Raw genomic sequence first — 22,480 nt, 5'->3', positions numbered from 1 at the left:
ACACCCGCTGGTCCGGCGACAGTAAGCGCCGCCCGGGACCCGAAGCCGACAGATCTTGAACAAGGCAGCCAGGGCCAGTTGTCCCACGGGTCAGACCCCGGCCCCGGGCGGCGCTCCATGAGTCTCACAGTTGTCCCAGACGACCACGATCGGGGTGCCGAGCTGCAGGTGAGCCCGGACCAGGAGGTCGCGGTAGTCCTGCCAGGAGAAGCTCTTGCGGGCGCCTTTGAGGAGCGGGTGGAAGCGGGGCCGGTAGATCAGCCGGGATCTCTCGCCGGGCCGGTAGCAGCACAGTGCGGCGACCGAGACCCGCCGCCGGGAGCGTCCCCGCACTCTCACGACAGGAGTCTGCCCGCGCCGGCCCCAGGTGCGGGCGTGTGGCGGCGTCATCGCGAACCCGGCCTCGTCCTCGAAGACGATGAAGGCCCCGAGCGCCGCCGCGGTGCTTCCACCTGCGGCCACACGTCCTTCTTCCAGAGCCCGACCGCGTGCTCGTCACGCTCCAGCGCGCGTCGGGCCGGGCTCTGCCACGACCAGCCGTGGCGGTGCAGCAGCCGCCAGACTCCCGCGATCGAGCAACTGACCTGGAACCGGTGGCCGATCAGTGCCTGGACGCGTTCGAGTGTCCACCGCTGGTCTTCCCAGCCGTGCGCGGTCGGCCCCTTGGCCAGCTCCGTTTCCAGCAGGGCAAACCGTTCGTCCGACAGCTTCGGCAGCTTCGCGGGCCCCTTCGACTTCAGCCCCTCCATGCCGCCTTCACGCCAGTTGCGGCGCCATTGCTCCACCGAACGCTCGCTCACCCGCAGGTCCTTGGCGATGTCCGAGGTCCTGTCACCTCGGACGAACCTCTGCCCGGCCTCCAGCCGGATCCCCTCCCGTGCAGCCCGCCGCTCGGCAGTCAGGCCCCCACCATCCGCGTACCGCATGACACCGGCATACCGCAGGGATCATCCAACGTCACCACCCGAAGCCAATCCGAAAAGGTCAGTAATCACCTATGCACCCGCATACCGCACTCTCACTCGCCGCGCAGCCCCTCGGTGTGGCGCTTACGCCCGTCGCGCTGTCCCTGTGGGGCGAGCGGGCACCGTTCGCGGCCGCCGCCGTGCTGGTCGCCGTGGTCTGCGCGGGGGCGGCAGCGGTCCCCGGAGTACACCGAATGCGCCTGGACTACGGGGCGTTGGAGCAGACCAGGCCCGCGGCCGAGGAGTCCGGTGCGGCGGCCGTAGACGGCACGGGTGCATTCCCGGCCCAGGAGAGCGAAAGGGCGTCAAGACGTCCGTCTGAGCGGCGCCACCATGGGGCCGGTTGGCCGTACGGCGCCCTCGCCACCGGCGCGCGGACCAGGATCCGCGCGCCCGTGTCACACCGGGCCAGGCCGCCCCGACTCCCGTTCGGTAGAGGCTCCTTCAAGCCTTCAGGAGGCCCAAGGCCTTGTTGAAGGTGGCGGACGGGCGCATCACGGACGCAGCCTTGGCAGGGTCGGGCCGGTAGTAGCCGCCGATGTCGGTCGGCTTACCCTGGACGGCGAGCAGCTCGTCGACGATGGTCCGTTCCTGCTCGATCAGTGTCTTGACCAGCGGAGCGAAGTCCTCGGCGAGCGCAGTGTCGTCGGTCTGCTCGGCCAGCTCCTGCGCCCAGTACAGGGACAGGTAGAAGTGGCTGCCGCGGTTGTCGATACCGACGACGCGACGGGTCGGGGACTTGTCCTCGTTGAGGAAGGTCGCCGTGGCCCGGTCGAGGGTGTCGGCCAGGACCTGGGCGCGGACGTTGCCCGTGGTCTTCGCATACTGCTCCAGGGACGGCACCAGCGCGAAGAACTCACCCAGGGAGTCCCAGCGCAGGTAGTTCTCCTCGACTAGCTGCTGGACGTGTTTCGGAGCGGAACCGCCGGCGCCGGTCTCGAATAGGCCTCCGCCCGCCATCAGCGGGACGACCGACAGTATCTTGGCGCTGGTGCCCAGCTCCAGGATCGGGAAGAGATCGGTGAGGTAGTCACGCAGCACGGTGCCGGTCACCGAGATGGTGTTCTCCCCGCGACGGATGCGCTCCAGAGAGAGTTTGGTGGCCTCGACCGGGGGCAGGACGCGGATGTCCAGGCCCTCGGTGTCGTGCTCCGGGAGGCACTGCCCGAGCTTGGCGATCAGCACCGCTTCGTGAGCGCGGGTCTCGTCCAGCCAGAACACGGCCGGGTCACCGGTGGCACGGGCGCGGGTGACGGCCAGCTTCACCCAGTCCTTGATCGGGGCGTCCTTGGTCTGGCAGGCGCGGAAGACGTCGCCCTCGGCGACCGGCTGCTCGATCACGACGTTGCCAGACTGGTCGACCAGACGGACTGTGCCTGCGGCCGGGATCTCGAAGGTCTTGTCGTGGGAGCCGTACTCCTCGGCCTTCTGCGCCATCAGGCCGACGCTCGACACAGAGCCCATGGTGGCCGGGTCGCAGGCGCCGTGCGCGCGGCAGTCGTCGATCACGGCCTGATACACACCGGCGTAGGAGGAGTCCGGGATGACTGCGAGGGTGTCGTGCGCCTGGCCGTCCGGGCCCCACATGCGGCCGGAGGCGCGGATCATGGCGGCCATGGAGGCGTCGACGATCACGTCGGACGGGACGTGCAGGTTGGTGATGCCCTTGTCGGAGTCGACCATCGCGAGCTCCGGGCCCTCGGCAAGCTCGGCGTCGAAGGTCGCCTTGATCTCGGCGCCTTCCGGCAGGTTCTCCAGGCCCTTGAAGATGCCGCCCAGACCGTCGTTCGGGGTGAAGCCGGCCGCGGCGAGGGCCTCGCCGTACTGCGCGAAGGTCTTCGGGAAGAAGGCGCGCACCACGTGGCCGAAGATGATCGGGTCGGAGACCTTCATCATCGTCGCCTTCAGGTGCACGGAGAACAGCACGCCCTCCTGCCTGGCGCGCGCGACCTGCGTGGTCAGGAACTTGCTCAGCGCGGCGACGCGCATCACAGAGGCGTCGACGACCTCGCCTTTGAGAACGGGTACGGAATCGCGCAGCACCGTGGTGGAGCCGTCCTCGCGTACGAGCTCGATCTTCAGCGTGCCGTCCTTGGCGATGACCGTGGACTTCTCGGTGGAGCGGAAGTCGTTCTGGCCCATGGTCGCCACGTTCGTCTTGGACTCGGCGGTCCAGGCGCCCATGCGGTGGGGGTGGGTCTTGGCGTAGTTCTTGACCGAGGCCGGGGCGCGGCGGTCGGAGTTGCCCTCACGCAGGACCGGGTTGACGGCGGAGCCCTTGACCTTATCGTAGCGGTCCTGGATCTCCCGCTCCTCGTCGGTCTTGGGATCGTCCGGATAGTCCGGCAGCGCGTAGCCCTGGGCCTGCAGCTCGGCGATGGCGGCCTTGAGCTGCGGGATCGACGCCGAGATGTTCGGCAGCTTGATGATGTTGGCCTCGGGCGTCTTGACCAGCTCGCCCAGCTCGGTCAGCGCGTCCGGGATCCGCTGCTCCTCGGACAGGTACTCCGGGAACACGGCGATGATGCGCCCGGCCAGCGAGATGTCCCGCGTGTCCACGGCGACACCCGCCTGCGAGGCGTACGCCTGGACCACCGGCAGGAACGAATACGTCGCCAGGGCCGGGGCCTCGTCAGTGTGCGTATAGATGATGGTCGAGTCAGTCACCGGGTGCTCCGCTCTCGCCTTTGACTTGACTAAGGAACTTTACAAGCATCCCTCTTGGATGTCGCAAGCATCTAGCGATGACCGCGCCGCAAGGCAGTGTATGCCGCAACGAGCAGGTCAAGACCGGCATTTGAGTGACCGAAGAACGAGCCGTCACAAGAAAAGATTGACTGAACGACTTGACTCCATGTTTGATGTTGGTCATGTCGAGGAGAAGTTCTGTTCCACCCGCGCACCACACCGCATGACGACACACCTCAGCGCGCCCAGCCGTCGCCGACGGCATGAACGGCCGCGCCCCGGGCGCGAGAGTTCCAGTCCGCAATCCCATGCCCTCGCCCGGATGCTCCACCACGACATCGCACCCGCCGGGCCCTCGGCCGGCACGTCGCCGGACGGCAGACGTGCACCCCACTCGGCGAGGCCCTCCTGTTGGAAAGAGGCGAGCACGTTTGACACCCCTGGTACCCGAGGCCTTCGTCGCTCAGACCCGCAGGAGTCCCGACGCCATCGCCGTCACCGATGGCCATACGCATGTCACTTACGCGGAGCTGCTGCGTGCGGCCACGAGGGTTGCGGCGAGCCTGTCCGCCCGCCAGGGCCCCTCGCGCACGCCCGTGGGCATCTGCCTCGCGCGCTCACCACGTCTGATCGTCGCCGTCCTGGCCACTCTGCTCTCCGGCCGCGCCTATGTCCCCCTCGACTCCTCGTATCCGACGAGGCGACTGCACCACATGATCGACGACTCCGGGGTTTCGGTGGTGCTGTGTGAGGAACGGACGTACGAGGTCGTCGCCGACCAGTCGACGTCGGGCAAGCCCGTCGAATGGATCCGGCTGGACACGGAGGACGAAGCGGCGGAGCACGACGCCCCCACCGGTGAACCCCCCGCCGCACAGCTCGGGCCCGACGATTCCGCCTACGTGCTCTACACCTCTGGATCGACGGGCGTGCCCAAGGGCGTCGCGATGAGTCACGGCCCCCTGGCTCGCCTCATCGACTGGCACCGACGCACCGACGAGCCTCAATCCGGACTGGTGACCGCCCAGTTCGCGCCCATCAGCTTCGATGTCTCCTTCCAGGAGATCTTCTCCACCCTGTGCGCGGGCGGCACGCTCCTGCTGGTCGGCGAGGAGACGCGGCGAAATCCAGACGCCCTCCTCACGCTGATGAGTGAGCAGGGGGTCACCCGGCTCTTCCTGCCTGCGGCCGCGCTACACCAGATCGCGCTGCACGCCGCAACCGGACCATGGCGGGCGCGACTTCGGGACATTGTGTGCGCGGGAGAACAGCTCCAGGTCACCCAGGCTGTCAGAGAGTGGCTGAGCACCATGCCCGGCTGTCGGCTGCACAACCACTATGGCCCGACCGAGTCCCACGTGGTCACCGCGCACACACTTGACGGTTCCCCTAGCACCTGGCCGGACCTGCCGGTCATCGGACGCCCCCTTCCGCATGTGCGGACCCTGCTCCTCGACGATCGGGGACGGCCCGTTCCGGACGGCGCACCCGGTGAACTGTATTTGGGCGGCTCCTGCCTGGCCGAGGGATACCTCGGGCGCCCCGACCTGACGGCGGAACGCTTCCGTATCCTTGTGGATTCGGGCCGGTTCTACCGCACCGGCGACATTGCCCGCCGCCGCCCGGACGACACACTGGAGTACCTGGGACGCGCCGACAGTCAGGTGAAGGTGCGGGGGCACCGTGTCGAGACGGGAGAGGTCGAACTGGCCCTTATCGTGCATCCCGACATCGCCGAGAGCTGCGTCGTCACCCTGCCGGACCGAGCCGGGCAACAACAGCTCGTCGCCTATGTTGTCCCCGCCCCCGGAGCTCCCGAGTACGGTGCGCCCGAGCCGATCACCCTCCGCTTCGTGCCGAAGTGGCACCGTCATCTGAGCGGCTCCCTACCAGAGTTCATGGTGCCTCCGACGTTCGTCGTGGTGGACCGTCTGCCGCGGACCCCCAGCGGCAAGGTCGACCGGGCGGCTCTGCCTGCACCCCACACCAGGCGGCCCGCCCTGACCACGCCTTTCGTCCCGCCGAGCACCACCACCGAGGAACAGGTGGCCGAGGTGTGGCGCGAGGCGCTGCAGCTCGACGAGGTCGGAGTGGACGACAACTTCTTCGACCTGGGCGGCAATTCACTGCTCGTGGTGTACGCGCACACCCTGCTCATTCAGGCCACCGGGCAGCGCTTCCCGCTCGTCGACCTCTTCGAGCACCCGAGTGTCCGCTCCCTGGCAGCGCGCATCGACGACCGCGACACACCAAGAGCCGACGCCGAGCGGCCGGCCGACACCCGGCCGGTGAGGCGACAGCGGGTCGTCCGGCGCCGCCCCGCAGCCGCATGGAAGGACAACACGAGGTGAACGACTTCCCCCCGCACGACTCCAAGCCACGGCCCGAAGACATCGCCGTCATCGGTATCGCCTGCCGGTTCCCCGGCGCACCGGACCCCGAGTCCTACTGGCACAACCTGATCGCCGGCGTGGAATCGGTGCGGATCCCGGACGGCGAGACCGACGGGGACCGGGTCCGTGCTGCCGCCGTCCTGGACTCCATCGAGGACTTCGACGCCGGGTTCTTCGGCTACAGCACCCGTGAGGCCGAACTGCTCGACCCCCAGCACCGCGTCTTCCTCGAATGCGCCTGGGAGGCCGTCGAGGACGCCGGCTACCACCCGGAGGCGCTGCGCGGCCCGGTCGGGGTCTACGGGGGGACCGGGCTCAGCACCTACCTGATCCACCATGTACACCCCCGCCGCGGCAGTCGCGGCGACAGCAACTTCCTCGACTCGATGTCCGACCTCCAGATGGCGGTCGCCGCGGACCGGGACTACCTCGCCAGCCGGGTCTCGTACAAGCTGGACCTGACGGGACCCGCCGTGGCCGTGCAGGCAGCCTGTGCCACATCCCTGTACGCCGTGCACCTGGCCTGCCAGGCAATCCTGAACGGCGAGTGCGAGACCGCGCTCGCCGGCGCTGCCAGCATCCCCGTGCCCCAGATCGAGGAGTACGCCTTCGAACCGGGCATGGTCTTCTCACCGGACGGCCACTGCCGCGCGTTCGACGAGGACGCGCAGGGCACCGTCTTCGGCAGCGGGGCGGGCGTCGTCCTGCTCAAGCCGCTCCAGGACGCCCTGGACGACGGCGACAGCGTCTACGCGATCATCAAGGGTTCGGCCATCAACAACGACGGTCGGCGCAAGGTCGGTTACACGGCCACCAGTGTCAGTGGGCAGGCCCAGGTGATACGCGATGCCTTGGCCGTGGCAGACGTCGACCCGGCCACGATCGGTTACGTCGAGGCGCACGGCACCGGCACCACCCTCGGCGACCCGATCGAGGTCACCGCGCTGACGGAGGCGTTCGGCACCTACCCCGGCACGCACCGGTGCGCCCTGGGCACGGTGAAGACGAACATCGGCCACCTCGGCTGGGCGGCGGGCATGGCGGGTCTCATCAAGACGGTTCTCGCATTGCGGCATCGCACGATCCCCCCGTCGCTCAACTTCCGGCGCCCCAACCCCCGGATCGATTTCGAGCACAGCCCCTTCCACGTGGTCACGGAGCTCACCGACTGGCCGACCCCCGGGGACGTGCCCCGCCGCGCCGGTGTCAGCGCCTTCGGGCTCGGCGGTGCCAACGCGCATGTCGTCCTCGAAGAAGCCCCGCGGCAGCCCCGACCGGGTCCCACCGCGGACCGTGACGCACAGCTGCTGCCGCTGAGCGCCAGAACCCCGAAGGCACTCGCCGAACTCGCCGGCCGCTACGCCGCATCCCTCGCCTCGGCCCCGGACACGGACGTCACCGGGATAGCAGCCACCGCTGCCCTGGGGCGCCTCCACCATCCGTGGCGGACCGCGATCGTCGCCGACTCGGCGGCTGAGGCAGCGGGGGAACTCGCCGCCGTTGCCGACGGCACCCGCAAGCTCGCAGGCCCCCGGAAGCAGACCTCCTCCTTCACCACGGCAGCGCTCTTCAGCGGTCAGGGCGGCGAATACCTCAGCATGGGACGGGAGCTCTACCGCACCGAGCCCGTCTTCAAAGACGCCCTCGACGCGTGCGACACGGTGCTGCGCGACTACCTCGGCGCGCCGGTGGGAGAGTTCTTGTACGCGTCCGACGACGTGGCGGCGATCCCCCGGATCGCGCACGCGCAGCCGGTGTTGTTCGCGGTGCAGACGGCGCTCTTCAAGCTCTGGGAGTCCTGGGGCATCAGGCCGACTGTGATGATGGGACACAGCCTCGGGGAGTACGCCGCCGCGTGGGCCGCCGGGGTCTTCTCCCTGGAGGACGGGCTCCGGCTCGTCGCGGAACGCGGCAGGCTGCTGCAGTCCCTGCCCGACAACGGCTCCATGGCGGCGGTCCTGTCCGCGGAAACGGCCGTGCTCGACCTGTTGGGCGAAGGCAGCGATGTCGCCGTCGCCGCAGTGAACGGCCCGGCGAACACAGTGATCTCGGGGCACTCCCAGGCCGTGGCGGCGGCGTGCACGCGGCTGCGCGCCGCTGGCCTGGAGGTCAGGGAACTGCGGATCACCCGGGCCGGTCACTCTGCCCTCATGGATCCCGTGCTGGACGACTTCGAGAAGGTCGTGCGGACCATCGGTCTACGGCCGCCGCAGCATCGTCTTGTGTCCAATCTGACCGGCACGGTCATCGGCGCGGAGGCGGCCGACCCGGCGTACTGGCGACGCCACCTCCGCGAGCCCGTGCGCTTCCTGGACGGATTGCACACGCTCACCGAACTCGGCGTCGACGCAGCCGTCGAGATGGGCGCCGCTCCCGTCCTAACCGGGATCGCCTCGTCCGCCGTACCGGACAGCCCTGTCCTGTGGCTGCCCTCCCTGCGGCCCGGACACGACGGCCGGGTCCATGTGCTGGGCAGCCTGGGAACGTTGTACGAGCGCGGCGCACCAGTCGACTGGGAAGGCGTGCACCGGAGGCCCTTCCGCCGTCACCACCTGCCGACCTATCCCTTCCAGCGCGAGAGGCACTGGATAGAGGCGTCCGAGTCGATGGCCCGTCAAGCGAACGGCGATCACGACACATCGGCCGGTCAGGAGTGGGCTGGCTGGATCCACGACGTCGAGTGGCGCCAGGCAACGTCCCCCGCACAGGACGGGCCGACCGACGGCCTTTGGCTGGTCTGCGGCGGTACCCCGGAACTGGTCGATGGCCTGGTGCACCGTCTCGCCGTGGGTGGCGGTCGGGTGATACGGGCCGCTCAGGGTACACGGTTCGAGCAGCACACCGACGACCGCTGCACCCTCGACTTCAGCGCGCGCGGGGACGTCATACGACTGCTCAACCAGCTGGACGCGCCGGTGCGCGGAGTCGTCGACCTGCTGGCCCTGGAGTCGGCCGCCGCGGACGACGACCCTGCTGCATGGTCCGCGAGCGGGCTTGGCAGCGCGGGCGCGGGCACCCTCCATCTGATCCAGACCCTCGCCGAACGCGTATCGGTACCGCCTCGTCTGTGGATCGTCAGCCGCCGGGCCCAGGCGGTCGGCGCGGACGTGACCGCGGAGGGATTGTGGCACGCGGCGCTGTGGGGCATGGGACGCGTCGCCGCCATCGAGCACCCTGAACTGCACTGCACCCGGGTCGACCTCGACCTGTCCGACGACCCGGAAACCGACGCGGCGGCGATCGTCGTCGAGCTGGCAACGGACCTCCGTGAGGCCGAGGTGGCCCACCGCGGTGGCCGGCGTCTCGTCCCCCGGCTGGTCCCACGGCCAGAGCTGGGCGCCCGACCAGCCCACGAGATCTCGCCGGAGGGGACCTATCTGGTCACCGGCGGACTGCGCGGCGTCGGTCTCCTCACGGCCGAGCGGCTCGCCGCGGCAGGGGCCGGGCGGCTCGTGCTGCTCGGTCGCAGCGCACCGGACGCGAAGTCGCGCTCCGTGATCGACCGTCTGCGCGCCCGCGGGGCGGACGTGGTGACTATCCAGGCCGACGTATCCGACGTGCAGCGGCTGCGGGAGGTCCTGGCGGAGACTGCCGTTCCCCAGCGGCCGCTGCGCGGTATTGTGCACGCGGCGGGCGTCCTCGATGACGGAACGCTCAACCAGCTGACCTGGGACCGGTTCGCGCACGTACTGCGGCCCAAGGCTCAGGGAGCCTGGAACCTGCACCGCGTGACGCAGGAACGCGGCGACCGTCTCGACCTGTTCGTTCTTTTTTCCTCCACCACCGGGCTCATCGGCAACTCGGGCCAGGCCAACCACTCGGCCGCCAACGCCGTCCTCGACGCGCTCGCCCATTACCGGCAGGCGGCCGGGCTTCCCGCGACCACGGTCAACTGGGGCGCCTGGTCCGATACGGGCTTCCTTGCGGACCGTCCGGACACGCTGGAGCACCTGACGCGCATCGGCATGGGCGGCATCGACCGCCGTGGTGGTGAGGCGCTGATCGACCGGGTGCTGCGTACCGGTGAAGTGCGGGTCGTTGCGGCCCCCGTGGATTGGCCTGTCTTCCTGGAGCACCACCACCTGGAGGACACCGGGTTCTTCTCGGCACTCGCCAGGCCCGCCTCCCCCCATAGCGCTCAGGAGAGCCTCGGCCACCGGCTCGCACGGAGCACGCCTGAGGAACGGGCCGCGGTGCTCCGGGCCGAGGTCGCTCGTCAGCTGGAGCGGACTCTGGGCCGGTCGGCGGCCTCCGGGAGCCCGGAGCCGGACGACGAGCCGACGCTGGTCGAACTCGGGATGGACTCGCTCTCGGCTATCCAGCTGCGCAACAGCCTGCAGCGGCGTCTGGGCGTGCCGCTCCCGACCAACCTGTGCTTCGCTCACCCGACCCCGAGCCAACTCGTCGCCCACCTGCGAGGTCTGCCGTACGCCGGGGCCGATTCCGACGTGCCCGACGTGGCGGCTGCGGCGTCGGCGTCGGCGTCGGCCGCTGGGAACGAGACCAATGACGCCCCGCCGTCGTTCCAGCAGCAACGTTGGCGGTCGCTCGTCGTGGACGTGCACTACGGCCATCGCGTCGTACCGATCTTCATCCGGGCCACGCTCCACCCGCTGAGGCTGCGACGGTCGCTCGTGCGCATCGTCTCCCGCCACGACGCCCTGCGCGCGGTCCATCCGAACCCCGGTGAGATCCGCTCGACCGACGCCGAATCGGCGGTCCCGCACCTCGAAGACCTGGTCGTGACGGCGGATCCGGTGGACGATCCGCACTCGGCGATCTCGGCCGAGATGCGCAGGCTCTGGGCCGCACGACCGGACGTGACCACGTCGGTCAGCTGGACCTGCCGAGCCCTGGCCACGTCGGCGAACGAGTTCGTCCTGCTCCTGTCGCTTCAGCACCTCGACTTCGACGGGACATCCCTGTCCGTCTTCCTCGACGAGTTCGCCGAGGAGTACACGGGGCGAACGGCTTCCGCCGCACACCTCAACGGTGCCGCACCCTCATATCGGTCTTACGCCCAGTGGCAGCAGGAGCGGTACAGTCGGCGCGCGGCCGAGGCGAACGCCTACCTTCGGGGGCTCTACAGCCAGGTCACCGCCCCCACGCTGCTGCCCGGACGTACGACGCTGAAGATTACCGACGCCCGGCCGTCGACCCGGTACACGCCAGACCCTTCCAGCTGTCTGTCCTCGTCGGAGCTGGGCGAGGCCGCGCGTCGGATAGGGGCATCCCCGTTCGGGCTCGTCGCCGCCGCGTACGGACGCGCCGTGGCCGAGCAGTTCGAGCTGGGAGAGATCAGCCTCACGTCGGTCTTCAGCGGACGCACGGAGGAACGGTTCGAGCGCGTCGTGGGGCCGATGACGTCACACTGGCCCTTGCCCATCCCCGTCGGACCGAGGCCCCTCCCGGAGATCGCACGGCTTCTGGGACGCACCACCGCGCAGCTGGCCGAGCTGGCCGCTTTCTGTCCCGCCGATGCGATTATCCAGGCCACACCGGCCTTCTCCGGGCTGCCCCACGACACCTACTTCTCGGACGTGGCCCTCAACTTCACGAGCTATCAGCGTCATGGGGCGGCCGCCCTGGCCCCGGACGTGATCGAGGTCCTCGGACCGGTGGAGCACCCACTGCTCGACCCGTCGGACTTCGAGGGGCTGGCTTTCCCGTCCGGGTTGCACCTCATCTTCGACGTGTCTGGCGAGCGCGCGACACCGAGCCTCTGGTTCCACACCGATCGCTTCGCGCCGGACGTCGTGGCCAAGGTCGTGGACACGATGGTGAGTTTCCTCAAGCAGATCAAGAAGAGCGGGGAGTAATGTCCGAAGAGCTGCATATAAAGATCAAGAACGATTACGAAGAGCGTGCGCGCGCGGGGACGCTCGGCCTGAAGGTCAACCTGTACACGGCGGTCGACGTCGCCGCGCTCGGCGCCTCGATCTCCGCGGCACAGCCTCAGTCGGTCCGGCTCGAGTGCCTCATGGTGGGTGATTCCATCCTTTCCACTCACCACGGACGGGACACCACTCGGCTTCGGGACGAGCAGGACCGGCAATGGGCCTACGACGTTCTCCGCTCCTCGGTGAACGAGGTCTCCTCGGCGATGAAGGACACGCCGGCCGTGGTCGACGCGTATCTCATGGCCGACCTTCCCGACGGGAGCCTTGCGTCGCGGGACCGGTTGATCCGGTCGAGCGAGGGATTCCTGGAAGCCGGCGCGGATGCGGTGAAGCTAGAGGTCGACGGTCCGCTGTCCCTCGAAGGGCTCAGCACCCTCGCGTCGGCGGGGGTGCCCGTGTTCGGGCATCTGGGGTTCACGCCGCAGACCGCGCGGCTTCAGCGCCACGGGACGACCGACGCGGAGCGCCGGGACCTGTACGGCCAGGCCCGGGCGATACGGGACGCTGGGGCGTGCGGGCTGATTCTGGAGATGATCGATCCCCTCGCCAACGCGGCACTGTCCGCGCCGTCGCCCCAAGGCCTGCCCTGCTTCAGCATCTTTAGCGGCCCGACGGTTCCGGGCGGAGGCCTGAGCGTGAACGCGTGGGACGCGGTGTTCCGGCACCCGTCGGGGGCGATCGGCTTCCCGCCCACCGCTTTCCTTGACCCCTCCGACTACCCGGACCACTACTCACGGGAGGCCGTCAGCCGGGGTCTGACCAGCCTTATCACCCTCGTCGACGAGGGGCGGTTTCCCACACGCAAGCGCTCGGCGGACATCGAGCCCGAAATTCTGGAGGACCCATGGCAGACAGCCCGCTGACACCGATGAAGCCGTTCGGCGTCAAGCTCGATCCGGACGCCGTCCGGGAGGCCCTGGCCACCGGGGCACTGGAGCGCTACCTGTTCGCTCACCGTCTCGTGCTGATCGAGGGCCTTTCTCCCTCCGACGAGTTGCTCGCGGACATCGCGCGGTCTCTGGGTTCACCGCAGACCGCGCATCCGGCGCGCGCCAGGGTCGAGGGTCTGCCCTTCATCAAGCACCAGGTCGCCGGACCGTCGCAGAACTACGACGCCGCGTACTGGCACAGTGACCGGAACTTCGGCCCGACACCCGCCAAGGCAACGGTTCTGCAGTGCCTCGAGGCACCGGGCTCCGGCGGGGAGACGACGTTGTGCGACGCCGTCGCGACCTTCGCCGCACTCGATGAACGGACTCGGTCGGTGCTCCGCGGCTGGCGGGGAATCTACGAGTTCGGCGATGTCATGGAGCAGCCAAGTGAGCGCCGGCATGCCGATTCCACGGAGCTCAAGCGACTCGAGGACTTCACCGAGCCGGTCGTGCTCCGGCATCCGGTCACCGGGAGGGAAAGCATTGCGCTGGCCGAACGGTATGTCCGCTTCACCTTGGGCGAGAACGAAATTGACCCGGGTCGCCCGAAGTTGGACACACTCCTTGAGATCATTGACCAGGGAGTGGTCTACCGTCATCGTTGGAAGGTTGGCGACATTCTGATCTGGGATAATTTCGCAACCCTCCACAAGGGGGAATCCCTCGACGAAGGAGCTGCGAAAGTAACCCATCGAATTGTGGTGCTGTAGAGCCAAGCACCACTCATCTCAAGTATCAACGACAGGGCCAGGAGAAGGAATGGGAGGGTTCAGGGCGATGAGGACGACTGTCTTCGAAACTGCATCCGTCCTCGCCGATCTGGGGTGGGACGAGCTCTTGCAGAACGGAGAGTACTATTCATCTGTTCAGTGGCTGGAGTATTTGAGGGAACTGCACTCCGGCTACTACCATGCATATGGTGCGACATTGATCGACGGCCGGATACAGGCGGGAGTTTCACTGCATGAGGTCGACGTTGACAGTCATCCTCTGATACGGCCGGATGCTTGTCTTGCGGCTTGGCTGGCTTCGGAACGGTCAGAACACGGGTCGAAGTCAATCCTCCCCGAAGCCACGGCCCGCCTGATGCCCACACTGAGCCTAGGGGGGCGCACCCCGGGAATGACTACATTCCTGCATCGCCCTAGCCTTAAGGATCAGGAGTACTGCGACCTGCTCGAATCCCACCTAGACCAAGCGGAGCGTATTGCCTCCGACCGAGGCATGCGCTCGGTTACCCTGCCCTACGTCGACCATCCGCTCATGCAATCCGTGTTGATCCGACGTGGCTATATTAGGTATAGCACGGAAACGAACAGTGCCATTTCCCTTGTGGGTAAGTCATCGTTTGATGACTATATTGATCACCTTCCAGGTCACGAGACTCGGAAACGAATCAGGCGAGATCGACGGAAAGTCAGTGCGGCTGGATGGACGTTTCAGGTAGTCCGCCTAGAGGATTCACCCCTGGAGGAGATATGTCGCCTCCAGGCCATTGGTGCGGATCAGCATGGCGTTCCGGGCGGGTTCGAAGAGGCTCTGCGCAAGCAAAAACTGTCCATGCGGATGCTGCCGGGGCAGTCCTGGGTGGCCATCGGTAGGGATGTGCACGGTCAAATGGGATCGTGCTCGATCTTTATTCGATGGCGAGATGAGCTCTACTCGCGCCAGGGGGGAGAAGATCCCGACCTGACGCGCGGATATCCCGTCTTCTTCGAAACGTGCTTCTATCAAACTATTGAGCACGGGGTAGCTACTGGCGCCACATCTATTCAGTATTCGGTGACAGCGGCGGACAGTAAGCGGCGTCGGGGGTGCCTTCAGAGAACCCAGGACGGATACATAAAGTGCCTGGATGCTGACGATCAGAAATGGCTGGAGATGGCTACCGAAAAGATCTCGCCTGACAATTCCTCCTGATAGCGGCGCGGCAGACTGCAGACGAGCCCAGTGTCCATACCAAGTCGCTTTTGAACCTGATTGGGTGACGTCGGAGCCGTTCGCCTAAAGATTGTCTCGCTTTGGGCTGTCGTGCAGGTGCTCTCCGCTCAACGAAGCATGTTCACCGGGTTGCGTCCGGCTCAGTTCCGCCGTCTGGTGCAGGCGGTACGGATCAAGGGCGGACGCGCCCTGGCACCGTCCCGGCCGGGGCGGCCGTGGGCACTGGACCTGGAGGACCGGGTCCTTCTGGTGGCGATGTATTACCGCACCAACATCACAATGCGGCGGCTGGCGGCCCTGTTCGGGATCTCCCCGGCAGCGGTCGGCCGGATCATCGACCGGTACAGCCCGCTGCTCGCCCTGGCCCAGGCCCGCCGCAAGTCGAAAGCGGACGAGGTCGTCATCGTCGACGGCCTCGTGCCTACCCGCGACCGCACCGTGGCCGCCTCCACCAAGCACTACTAGGGTCCGTCTTCAAAGATCATTAGATGATGGATCATGGTCGGGTGATACGTCGTCATGAACTCACAGACCATGAGTGGGAGTTGCTCGCTCCCTTGATACCGCGGGCTGCGACGGGGCGGCCGCGGGTGTCGGACCGGCAGGTCGTCAACGGGATGGTCTACAAGATCCGGACCGGGATCTCCTGGCGTGACCTGCCGGAACGCTACGGCCCGTGGCAGACGGTCTACACCCGCTTTCGCCGCTACGCGCTAAACGGTGTGTTCACCCGAGCTCTCCAGCAGGTCCAGGCCGGTGCGGACGCTGTCGGCGACATCGACTGGCTCGTTCAGATCGACTCCACCATCGTCCGCGCCCACCAGCACGCCGCCGCGACGGGCCGAAAAAGGGGATCCACCGGCCGGACGAACCGGACGATCACGCCCTCGGCCGATCGCGAGGCGGACTGACCACCAAAATCCACCTCACCTGCGATGGCAAGGGACGCCCGCTCGCGATCCTGCTGACACCCGGCCAACGCCACGACAGCGTCTGCGCACGCCCCCTCCTGGAACGGATCCGCGTCCCGCGAACCGGCCCCGGCCGCCCCCGATGCAGGCCCGACCGGGTCGTCGCAGATAAGGCCTACAGTTCCCGCGGCTTCCGCGTCTACCTGCGCAAACGCGGCATCGCGTGCACCATCCCGGAGAAGAACGACCAGAAGCGACACCGCCGAAACCGAGGCCGCCGAGGAGGCCGGCCACCCGCCTTCGACCGGCAGGCCTACCGGCGACGCAACGTCGTCGAACGCTGCTTCAACCGGCTCAAAGGCTTCCGTGGTATCGCCACCAGATATGACAAGACCGCCACCTCATACGAGGTGGCGGTCAGTCTCGCGTCATTCCTGCTCTGGGCAAGATCCGTTTGAAGACGGACCCTAGTAGGACTCCGTTAGGTCTTCCTATCAGTGCTGATCAAGAGCATGTTAGGTATGTGGACGCACATGAAGTGAACCGTTTCCGGGCGACGTTGGCGTTATACGTCGCTGATGTGTTCGCCTCGGTGCCGCGCAAGGACCAGCGGGCCAAGGGCTACTGCTATCTGCGCGGACTGATGCTGGACGGCCGCCGCAAGTCCATCCAGGCGATGGCCTCGCGGCTGCCGGACGGCAACGAGCAGAACCTGCAGCAGTTCGTGAACCAGTCCACCTGGGATCCCGTGCCGGTACAACGGCGGATCAACGAACGCATGCTGCCGCTGATCAGACCGGTGGCCTGGGTGATCGACGACGTGTCGGTGCCCAAGGACGGGAGGATGTCGGCCGGGGTGGCTCCGCAGTACTGCGGAGCCCTGGGCAAACGGGCGAACTGCCAGGTCGCCGTCAGCGTCCACGCCGCGACCGACACCGCGTCCTGCCCGTTGCAGTGGCGCCTGTTCCTGCCCCAGGAGTGGGCCACGGACACCGGCCGCCGGGCCCTTGCCCGCATCCCGCCCGAGGTCACACACCGCGAGAAATGGCGCCTTGCCCTGGACATGCTCGACACCCTCGCCCTCTGGGGCATGACACCGCCGGCCGTGGTCGCGGACGCCGCCTACGGCACCAACGCGCACCTGCGGACCGCGCTGTCCGAGCGTGGACTTGCCTATGTCCTGGCCGTCCGCTCGGACGTGAGCGCCCACCCCTTCGACGCGAAGCCCGTGGCCCCGGAACGCAACGGGCCCATCGGCTGCTGGCCCCAGCCCCGCTACCGGCAGCGGGCACTGTCGGTGGCAGACCTGGCCGTCGGCCTCGGACCGCAGGCATTCACCCCGCTCACCTGGCGCAACGGCTCACGAGGAGAGCTACGCTCCCGCTTCGCCGCTGTGCGCGTCCGCCCGGCAGGCAAGGCGGTCGAGCGTCCGATCAAGGCTGCCGCCTCGGCAGAACAGGGCTGGTGGGACGGGGTTCTGCCCGACTGCTGGCTGCTGGTCGAATGGCCCGCCGACGCCGACGCGCCGACCGAGTACTGGCTGTCCAACCTCCCGCCCGACACGGCGATCGCCGACCTGGTCCGTCTGGCCAAGGTCCGCTGGCGCATCGAGCACGACTACCGCGAACTCAAACACGGCCTGGGCCTGGACCACTTCGAAGGCAGGTCCTGGCCCGGCTGGCACCACCACGTCACCCTCGTGACCACCGCCCACGCCTTCCTCACCGAACAGCGCCTGGCCCCAAAAGCTCCCGCACCGGCCTCACCCTCTACCAGACCCTCGACGCCCTGCAGAGTGTCCTGAAGTGCTGGACCGGTGTCTGCACCACCTGCCACCAACCCCTGCCCAGCGGATCACACTCAGGGTCAAGATCGAGACAGACCTAACGGAGTCCTACTAGTACTTGGCGAACCTGCAGGTCCTGGGTGCATGTCGACAGCCGTCTGGTGCTGGCCGCCGGCCGCCCGCTGCCGGGCGACCGCAACGACTGCACCGCCTTCACAGAGCTTCCGGCATCGACAACGCCTGCGGCAAGGCGACCGTCCTCGCCGACGGCGGCTACCAGGGCACCGGTGCCGCAACGCCGGCCAGGACCGGGTCGGAGCCTGGAAAGGCGACCATAGCGCCTCCCATCGCCGAGTACGTGCTCGCATCGACCATGCCTTCGCCCGCATGAAGAAATGGAAGATCCTGCGGGACCGCCGTCGCTGCGGTGACGGCGTCTACTGGGCCGCCAGCGGCATCGCGCGCATGCACAACCTGGCCCTCAGCCAGTAACGCGCACGATCCCCCGACCCCGGCACCGGCCTCCCCCAACCGCCCCAGACGCAGTTACGAGACTGCCTCAGGCGCACGTGCGGTCCCCCTCTGGCGTGGAGGATGCAGCAGGTGATCAAGCCGACCGCGCTGATCATCGATGACACCGGCTTTCTCAAGACGGCGACGCCTCGGCGTGCGTCACCCGGCAGTACACGGGCACCGCGGTCAAGGTGACCAACTGACAGGCCGGGGCGTCGCTGCATCTGGCCTGCGACAGCGCATCGGCGGCCGTCGACTGGCGCCTGTTCCTGCCGAGAGCTGGGCTCCCGCCTCGCCGAAGGGCGACCCTCAAAAGACGGCCCGCCGCGTGAAGTGCCGCATCCCCGCTGAGATCGGCCATGTCGAGAAGTGGCAGCTGGCCCTGGAGATGATCGACGAGACCCGGTTGTTGGGCGTCGACGTCCCCGTTGCTGTCGCCGACGGCGGTTACGGCGATATGGCAGCCTTCCGGCGCTTCCGTGAGCACCACGCGTTCCTGGCCCGGCCGTATCTGGACCAGTACGACCCCAGCTCACCGTGTGCGGCGATGGCCCTCGTTCGGCCCGCGCTCGACCTGCTCGACACCATCCCCGGCATCAACAAGGCTGTCGCCAAAGTGATCACCGCGGAGAGCGGCGGGGGCATGAGCCGGTTTGCTTCCGCCAAACATTTCGCGTCCTGGACCGGGCGGCTGTCCCGGCCATCATGAGTCCGCGGGCCGTACCAAGAACACTAGGGTCCGGCCCGGCACCCCTCCCCTTATGGCACCTATGGGGCAAATTACGCTTGACTGGCTTATTGGCGGATGGCCTCTCGAATGAAAGGTTATGGCCAGAAATATGCCAGGCTCGAAAAAGGCTCCTGGGAGCTGAGGAGTCCCCAGGAACTCTCCAGACAGAGGAGCAGTGTCCGATTCGGATTTCCTCAGCCCGCAGTCGGTGCGTCTGCATGTTCGGCGACAGCGAGGACCCTATGCCCCATTTGCCTCAGACTCTGCCGATACGCCCACAGAGCACGGTCGGTGTCCCCCGTGGCCTCCAGTGACTCCGCCAGTTCGGCCCATGCGAAGGCGGACTGCCGGTTCGCCCCGGACGCCTCCATGTGAAGTGCAGCGGTCTCCTGCGTCCGCCGCGCCTCCTTCAGATCTCCGCGGCGGAAGTGCGCCGACGCAAGGACGAGAAGCGTCCGAGCCGTCTGGAGACGGTGCTCCGGGCCCAACTGCTCCAGGCTGGAGCCCGCGTGGGAGATGGCTGCGTCAAAATCCCCCAACTGCAGGTCGGCACGTGCCATGTTCGTCAGAGTGTAGGCGAGATCCACTGCGCCGCCGAGTTGCTCAAGTGAGGTCCGTGCCTGGTCGAGCAGGTCTCGAGCTACCTGCGGCTGCGGCGGTTCGGTGTTCAGTAGCACCGCCGCGTACGCAGTTTGCAGCCGTGCGATGGCGCGCTCATTGTCGCCCTCCGCATACATGGCCAGTGCGCGCTCCACTTGAGCCGCGGCCTCGTCGTGATGGCCGTTACGGTGTGCGACCAAGCCCGCGTTCCAGTACGCCGCACCGACCGCACGGCGGTCGTTGAGCTGGCCCGCCTGCGCGATGGCTTCCTGGCCGAGATACTCGGCCGTGTGCAGGTCGCCGCGTTCGGCGTAGAGGCCCACCAGCGTGGAGATGAGTTCGACACTCTCGACCGTCGGATTGATCTTGAACTCCTTCATCTCGGTCAGGGTGCGCTCGGCGATTTCGATTCCCCGGCCCATGTCGCCGAGCTCCCGGAGGCAGCGACAGAGCGCCACGACCACAGCGAGGCTCGACACCTTCCCGCGTTCCGCTGGTCGAAGCCGCAGCAAAGCGTCGAACTTGTGTGCGGCTGCTTCAAGTCGGCCGACATTCTCCAGCGCGCGCCCGATCCCCCATTCTGCGCGCGCCTGGTGTCCGGGCAGACCCTCTGCCTGCGCGCGCTCGGTCACCGCCTCGAACGCTTCCAGGGCCGCCTGGGGTTGGCCGGACGTGAGTGCCAGCTCGGCGAAGTTGAGTTCTAGATCCAGGCTGGCACTTGGATCTTCATGCAGGCATTCGAGTAGGAAGTCGGGGGCGCAGTTCAGTCTCCTCGCGAGGCCACGCAACACGTCTTCCGAAGGCGTCCGCTTCCCTGCCTCCAGCAGGGAGACGTAGCTCGGAGACAGTTCGGCCCCGGCGAGGTCGGCCTGGGAGAGCCCGAGGCGGCGGCGCATCTCCCGGATCCTGAATCCGAGCAGATCGGGATCTGGCATCTGATGCCTCGTTTGTGACTCGGTTACTTGACAGAGGGCATTCTACCCACTGTCCGTCCGTTAGAGTTCCGGTCTCTCCGGTAGCAGTGACCCGCGGAATGGAAATTTCGAGGTCAACGGCAGCGGGGCGATGGTGTAGAGAAGCGCGAACCCTCGCCTCCAGGCATCGATGGCCTGGTTCGTCGCGCCCAAGGCGACGTAGACCTCCGCGACTTCTCCCCAAGGGATGGCCAACCGGCGCAGACTGCGCGTGTCCGCGCTCAGCGCCGTTGCGGCCTCGTCGCAACGCAGCATCGCTTCGGCCGCGCTGCCGAGCATCGCCAGGGCCGCCGCGGTGAGGATCAAGGCCTGCGCCCGATCCCCTGGGGGGTCTGTGTCTAGCAGTGAGAGCGCGTGCGCGGTGGACTCCAAGGCTTCGACGTAGTCACCTTGCGCCAGCGAGCAGCGGGCCAGCCCCTGGTAACACCGGGCGGCTTCAGGGAAGCGCTTGCCGCGTTCGTGGATCTCGGCCGCGCGCCTCAGGTCCGCCTGGGCCTCTACCGCGTTCCTCTCGTCGTGCCATAGCAGGGCTGTGCCGTGCAGGGCCAAGGCGTCACCCAGCACGGCCTCGTCGTCGTCCTGGGTGAGGAGGTCGACGGCTCTGCGGGTCAGCCGGATGGCTTCCGCCGTCCGGCCGGCCTCCTGCGCTGTCTGACCGGCTGCCCAATAGGCGCGCGCGAGCTGCTGCGGATTCTGCAGCACCTCGGCCTCGACGATGGCAGTCTTCGTCAGCTGACGGGAGCGTGCGACGTCGCCGCGGCTAAGGTGCGCCCGGACGAGCTCGCAGATGATCTCGATCCCGGTCGCGGACGGTGCGGCGCCGACTTCACGGAGTTCGTTCAGCGCGCGTTCTCCGACTTCGATCGCGCGATCGTTCTCACCCAGTTCGACCTCGCAGCGGCAGAGGGCGCCGACGATCTCCCAGCGGGTGGGCGATTCTGTGTCGCCGGGTGACCTCTGGCGCAGCAGATCCTGGTAGGCCTCCAGCGCCTCCTCGAAGCGGTTGAGGCGTTCGAAGGATCTAGCCTCCCCCCATGCGGCCCGCAGCGAGTGGTCTGGTTGATTCGCATCGAGCGCGAGGCCTCGCGCCCTGGAGAACCGTTGCAGCGCCAGAGCCGGGTCACCGTCAACCAGGGACCACTCGGCCTCGGCGAGGGCGAAGTCGATCGCTGCCTCGGCCTCGGCGGCCGCGCCATCGTAGATGTCGTTCGGAGCGCAACCGAGCCGGACGGCGATCAGTTCCAGGGTCCGCGCGGAGGGAATGCGCTTGCCCGCCTCGATCAACGAGATATAGCTGGTGGAGAGCTCACGGCCAGCAAGGTCGGCCTGGGACATGCCGCGAGTCGTTCGCAGGTATCGGATGCGGGTGCCGATCGTGCAGGTCAATGGAACGTCCCCTTCCAGTATAAACGCGCCTCTGTGACAGGATGCAATGACAGCTTGCCTGGCCGTGGGCGCTCTAGTGAAGTGCCTGCCAGCCTTTTGGGTGTCAGCCTATTGGAAGTTGAGCATAATCCTCATGACTCACTGCCATGACAAATTGGGTCATCGACCTTCGACTCCGGGGTGTCTCGTACTCGGTCCGCGCCGAGGGGTGAGCCCGGGGGCGATTCGCCGCTAACCTGCATGCGTCTGCCCCCGGGGGCGACCAAAGGCTCCGGCGGTGGCGATAGTGTCGCCCCGAAGTCGCGCCTGCACCCTCGGCGGCCCCTGGTGTCCGCTCCCAGCTGCATGGTCGCGTTTGTTCATAAAAGCGATCCGGGGCTTCAGGCCCGCCTGTCTATGACCGGGGCGTAACTGATGGTGATCGCCAGGTTGCCGGGTGAGGCCAGCCGGGCGGCGGCGCCGTTGCTACCGATCGGTCCGGTGAGCGGCCACGACCCGCTTTCCGGCCCTTACAGCCCAGTCATGAAAGCTGGTAAAGCTCGCGGTCGAACGCAGCCTGGGAGTGAAGCCGCTGATCCTGTTCTTCCGGGACTGCCTGTCGGTCGGTAAGAGGAGGCCACACTCAGTGAACCTCTTTCATCCTGTGCGGGAGGGTGAAATGGACTAGTCAGCGGGTGTGGTGACGAGCCAGGGCCCCTCGTCATTGGCGTGGTGATTCCACTCAGCACACCGGCGACCGAAGGGGCCCTGTTGGTTCCGTA

12 protein-coding genes and 2 pseudogenes are annotated in these 22,480 nt (G+C 67.5%); 9 read left to right on the top strand and 5 right to left on the bottom strand.

The features are described from left to right. Positions 1 to 111: 111 nt before the first annotated feature. The 3 genes and pseudogenes from ACFW6B_RS30785 to ACFW6B_RS30775 all read right to left on the bottom strand — a co-directional run. Positions 112 to 390: pseudogene (locus ACFW6B_RS30785) on the bottom strand (DDE endonuclease); the annotation flags it as partial. Next, on the bottom strand, positions 387 to 926 hold the full coding sequence (locus ACFW6B_RS30780) for a winged helix-turn-helix domain-containing protein (protein ID WP_386601093.1): 540 nt from the start codon (positions 924 to 926) through the stop codon (positions 387 to 389). The gene ACFW6B_RS30780 and the pseudogene ACFW6B_RS30785, both read right to left, overlap by 4 nt. Before the next feature lie 483 nt (positions 927 to 1,409). Then, on the bottom strand, positions 1,410 to 3,632 hold the full coding sequence (locus ACFW6B_RS30775; RefSeq protein WP_386601091.1) for an NADP-dependent isocitrate dehydrogenase: 2,223 nt from the start codon (positions 3,630 to 3,632) through the stop codon (positions 1,410 to 1,412). Positions 3,633 to 4,084: 452 nt separating this feature from the next. On the opposite strand from ACFW6B_RS30775, the gene ACFW6B_RS30770 reads away from it, so the two are divergent. From ACFW6B_RS30770 to ACFW6B_RS30730, 9 genes and pseudogenes are all read left to right on the top strand, one after another. Then, positions 4,085 to 6,004: an amino acid adenylation domain-containing protein gene (locus ACFW6B_RS30770; protein WP_386601089.1), complete on the top strand. Its 1,920-nt coding sequence runs from the start codon at positions 4,085 to 4,087 to the stop codon at positions 6,002 to 6,004. Beyond that, a complete protein-coding gene (locus tag ACFW6B_RS30765) occupies positions 6,001 to 11,865 on the top strand; it encodes an SDR family NAD(P)-dependent oxidoreductase (RefSeq protein WP_386601087.1) in 5,865 nt (1,954 codons plus the stop codon). The genes ACFW6B_RS30770 and ACFW6B_RS30765 overlap by 4 nt, the downstream gene beginning before the upstream one ends. Next, positions 11,865 to 12,809, top strand: coding sequence for a 3-methyl-2-oxobutanoate hydroxymethyltransferase (locus ACFW6B_RS30760; RefSeq protein WP_386601085.1), 945 nt, complete (start codon positions 11,865 to 11,867; stop codon positions 12,807 to 12,809). Before ACFW6B_RS30765 ends, ACFW6B_RS30760 begins: the two co-directional genes overlap by 1 nt. Continuing rightward, positions 12,791 to 13,588 carry a TauD/TfdA dioxygenase family protein gene (locus ACFW6B_RS30755; RefSeq protein WP_386601083.1) on the top strand — a complete coding sequence of 266 codons (798 nt, stop codon included), beginning with the start codon at positions 12,791 to 12,793 and terminating at the stop codon, positions 13,586 to 13,588. Before ACFW6B_RS30760 ends, ACFW6B_RS30755 begins: the two co-directional genes overlap by 19 nt. Before the next feature lie 67 nt (positions 13,589 to 13,655). Continuing rightward, positions 13,656 to 14,798, top strand: a complete 1,143-nt coding sequence (locus tag ACFW6B_RS30750; RefSeq protein ID WP_386601080.1) for a peptidogalycan biosysnthesis protein — start codon at positions 13,656 to 13,658, stop codon at positions 14,796 to 14,798. A 138-nt stretch (positions 14,799 to 14,936) separates the two neighbouring features. Beyond that, a pseudogene (locus tag ACFW6B_RS30745) lies at positions 14,937 to 15,281 on the top strand (transposase family protein); the annotation flags it as partial. A 47-nt stretch (positions 15,282 to 15,328) separates the two neighbouring features. Beyond that, positions 15,329 to 16,188 (top strand): IS5 family transposase gene (locus ACFW6B_RS30740; RefSeq protein ID WP_386601219.1). Its coding sequence is split into 2 segments (ribosomal slippage): positions 15,329 to 15,695 and positions 15,695 to 16,188, totalling 861 coding nucleotides; the frame shifts between segments, so codons are not numbered across the junction. A 65-nt stretch (positions 16,189 to 16,253) separates the two neighbouring features. Then, positions 16,254 to 17,534, top strand: coding sequence for an IS701 family transposase (locus ACFW6B_RS30735; RefSeq protein WP_386601078.1), 1,281 nt, complete (start codon positions 16,254 to 16,256; stop codon positions 17,532 to 17,534). Positions 17,535 to 18,147: 613 nt separating this feature from the next. Continuing rightward, entirely contained in the window at positions 18,148 to 18,738 is a 591-nt protein-coding gene (locus tag ACFW6B_RS30730) for a transposase (protein WP_386601077.1), read from the top strand. A 215-nt stretch (positions 18,739 to 18,953) separates the two neighbouring features. Here the strand turns inward: ACFW6B_RS30730 and ACFW6B_RS30725 are convergent, their stop codons facing one another. Beyond that, positions 18,954 to 20,294 (bottom strand): helix-turn-helix domain-containing protein, encoded by a 1,341-nt coding sequence (locus ACFW6B_RS30725; protein ID WP_386601075.1) that lies wholly within the window; start codon positions 20,292 to 20,294, stop codon positions 18,954 to 18,956. 60 nt (positions 20,295 to 20,354) lie between these two features. Continuing rightward, positions 20,355 to 21,719 (bottom strand): helix-turn-helix domain-containing protein, encoded by a 1,365-nt coding sequence (locus tag ACFW6B_RS30720; protein WP_386601073.1) that lies wholly within the window; start codon positions 21,717 to 21,719, stop codon positions 20,355 to 20,357. Positions 21,720 to 22,480: the final 761 nt, after the last annotated feature.

The organism is Streptomyces sp. NPDC058751 (assembly GCF_042746485.1).
GTDB lineage: Bacteria > Actinomycetota > Actinomycetes > Streptomycetales > Streptomycetaceae > Streptomyces.
This window is presented reverse-complemented; position numbering and strand designations above follow the sequence as displayed.

Coding starts and splice junctions, on each gene's coding strand:
- ACFW6B_RS30780 (WP_386601093.1), bottom strand. CDS start 926: ATGCGGTACGCGGATGGTGGGGGCCTGACTGCCGAGCGGCGGGCTGCA.
- ACFW6B_RS30760 (WP_386601085.1), top strand. CDS start 11,865: ATGTCCGAAGAGCTGCATATAAAGATCAAGAACGATTACGAAGAGCGT.
- ACFW6B_RS30755 (WP_386601083.1), top strand. CDS start 12,791: ATGGCAGACAGCCCGCTGACACCGATGAAGCCGTTCGGCGTCAAGCTC.
- ACFW6B_RS30750 (WP_386601080.1), top strand. CDS start 13,656: ATGAGGACGACTGTCTTCGAAACTGCATCCGTCCTCGCCGATCTGGGG.
- ACFW6B_RS30730 (WP_386601077.1), top strand. CDS start 18,148: ATGACACCGGCTTTCTCAAGACGGCGACGCCTCGGCGTGCGTCACCCG.
- ACFW6B_RS30725 (WP_386601075.1), bottom strand. CDS start 20,294: ATGCCAGATCCCGATCTGCTCGGATTCAGGATCCGGGAGATGCGCCGC.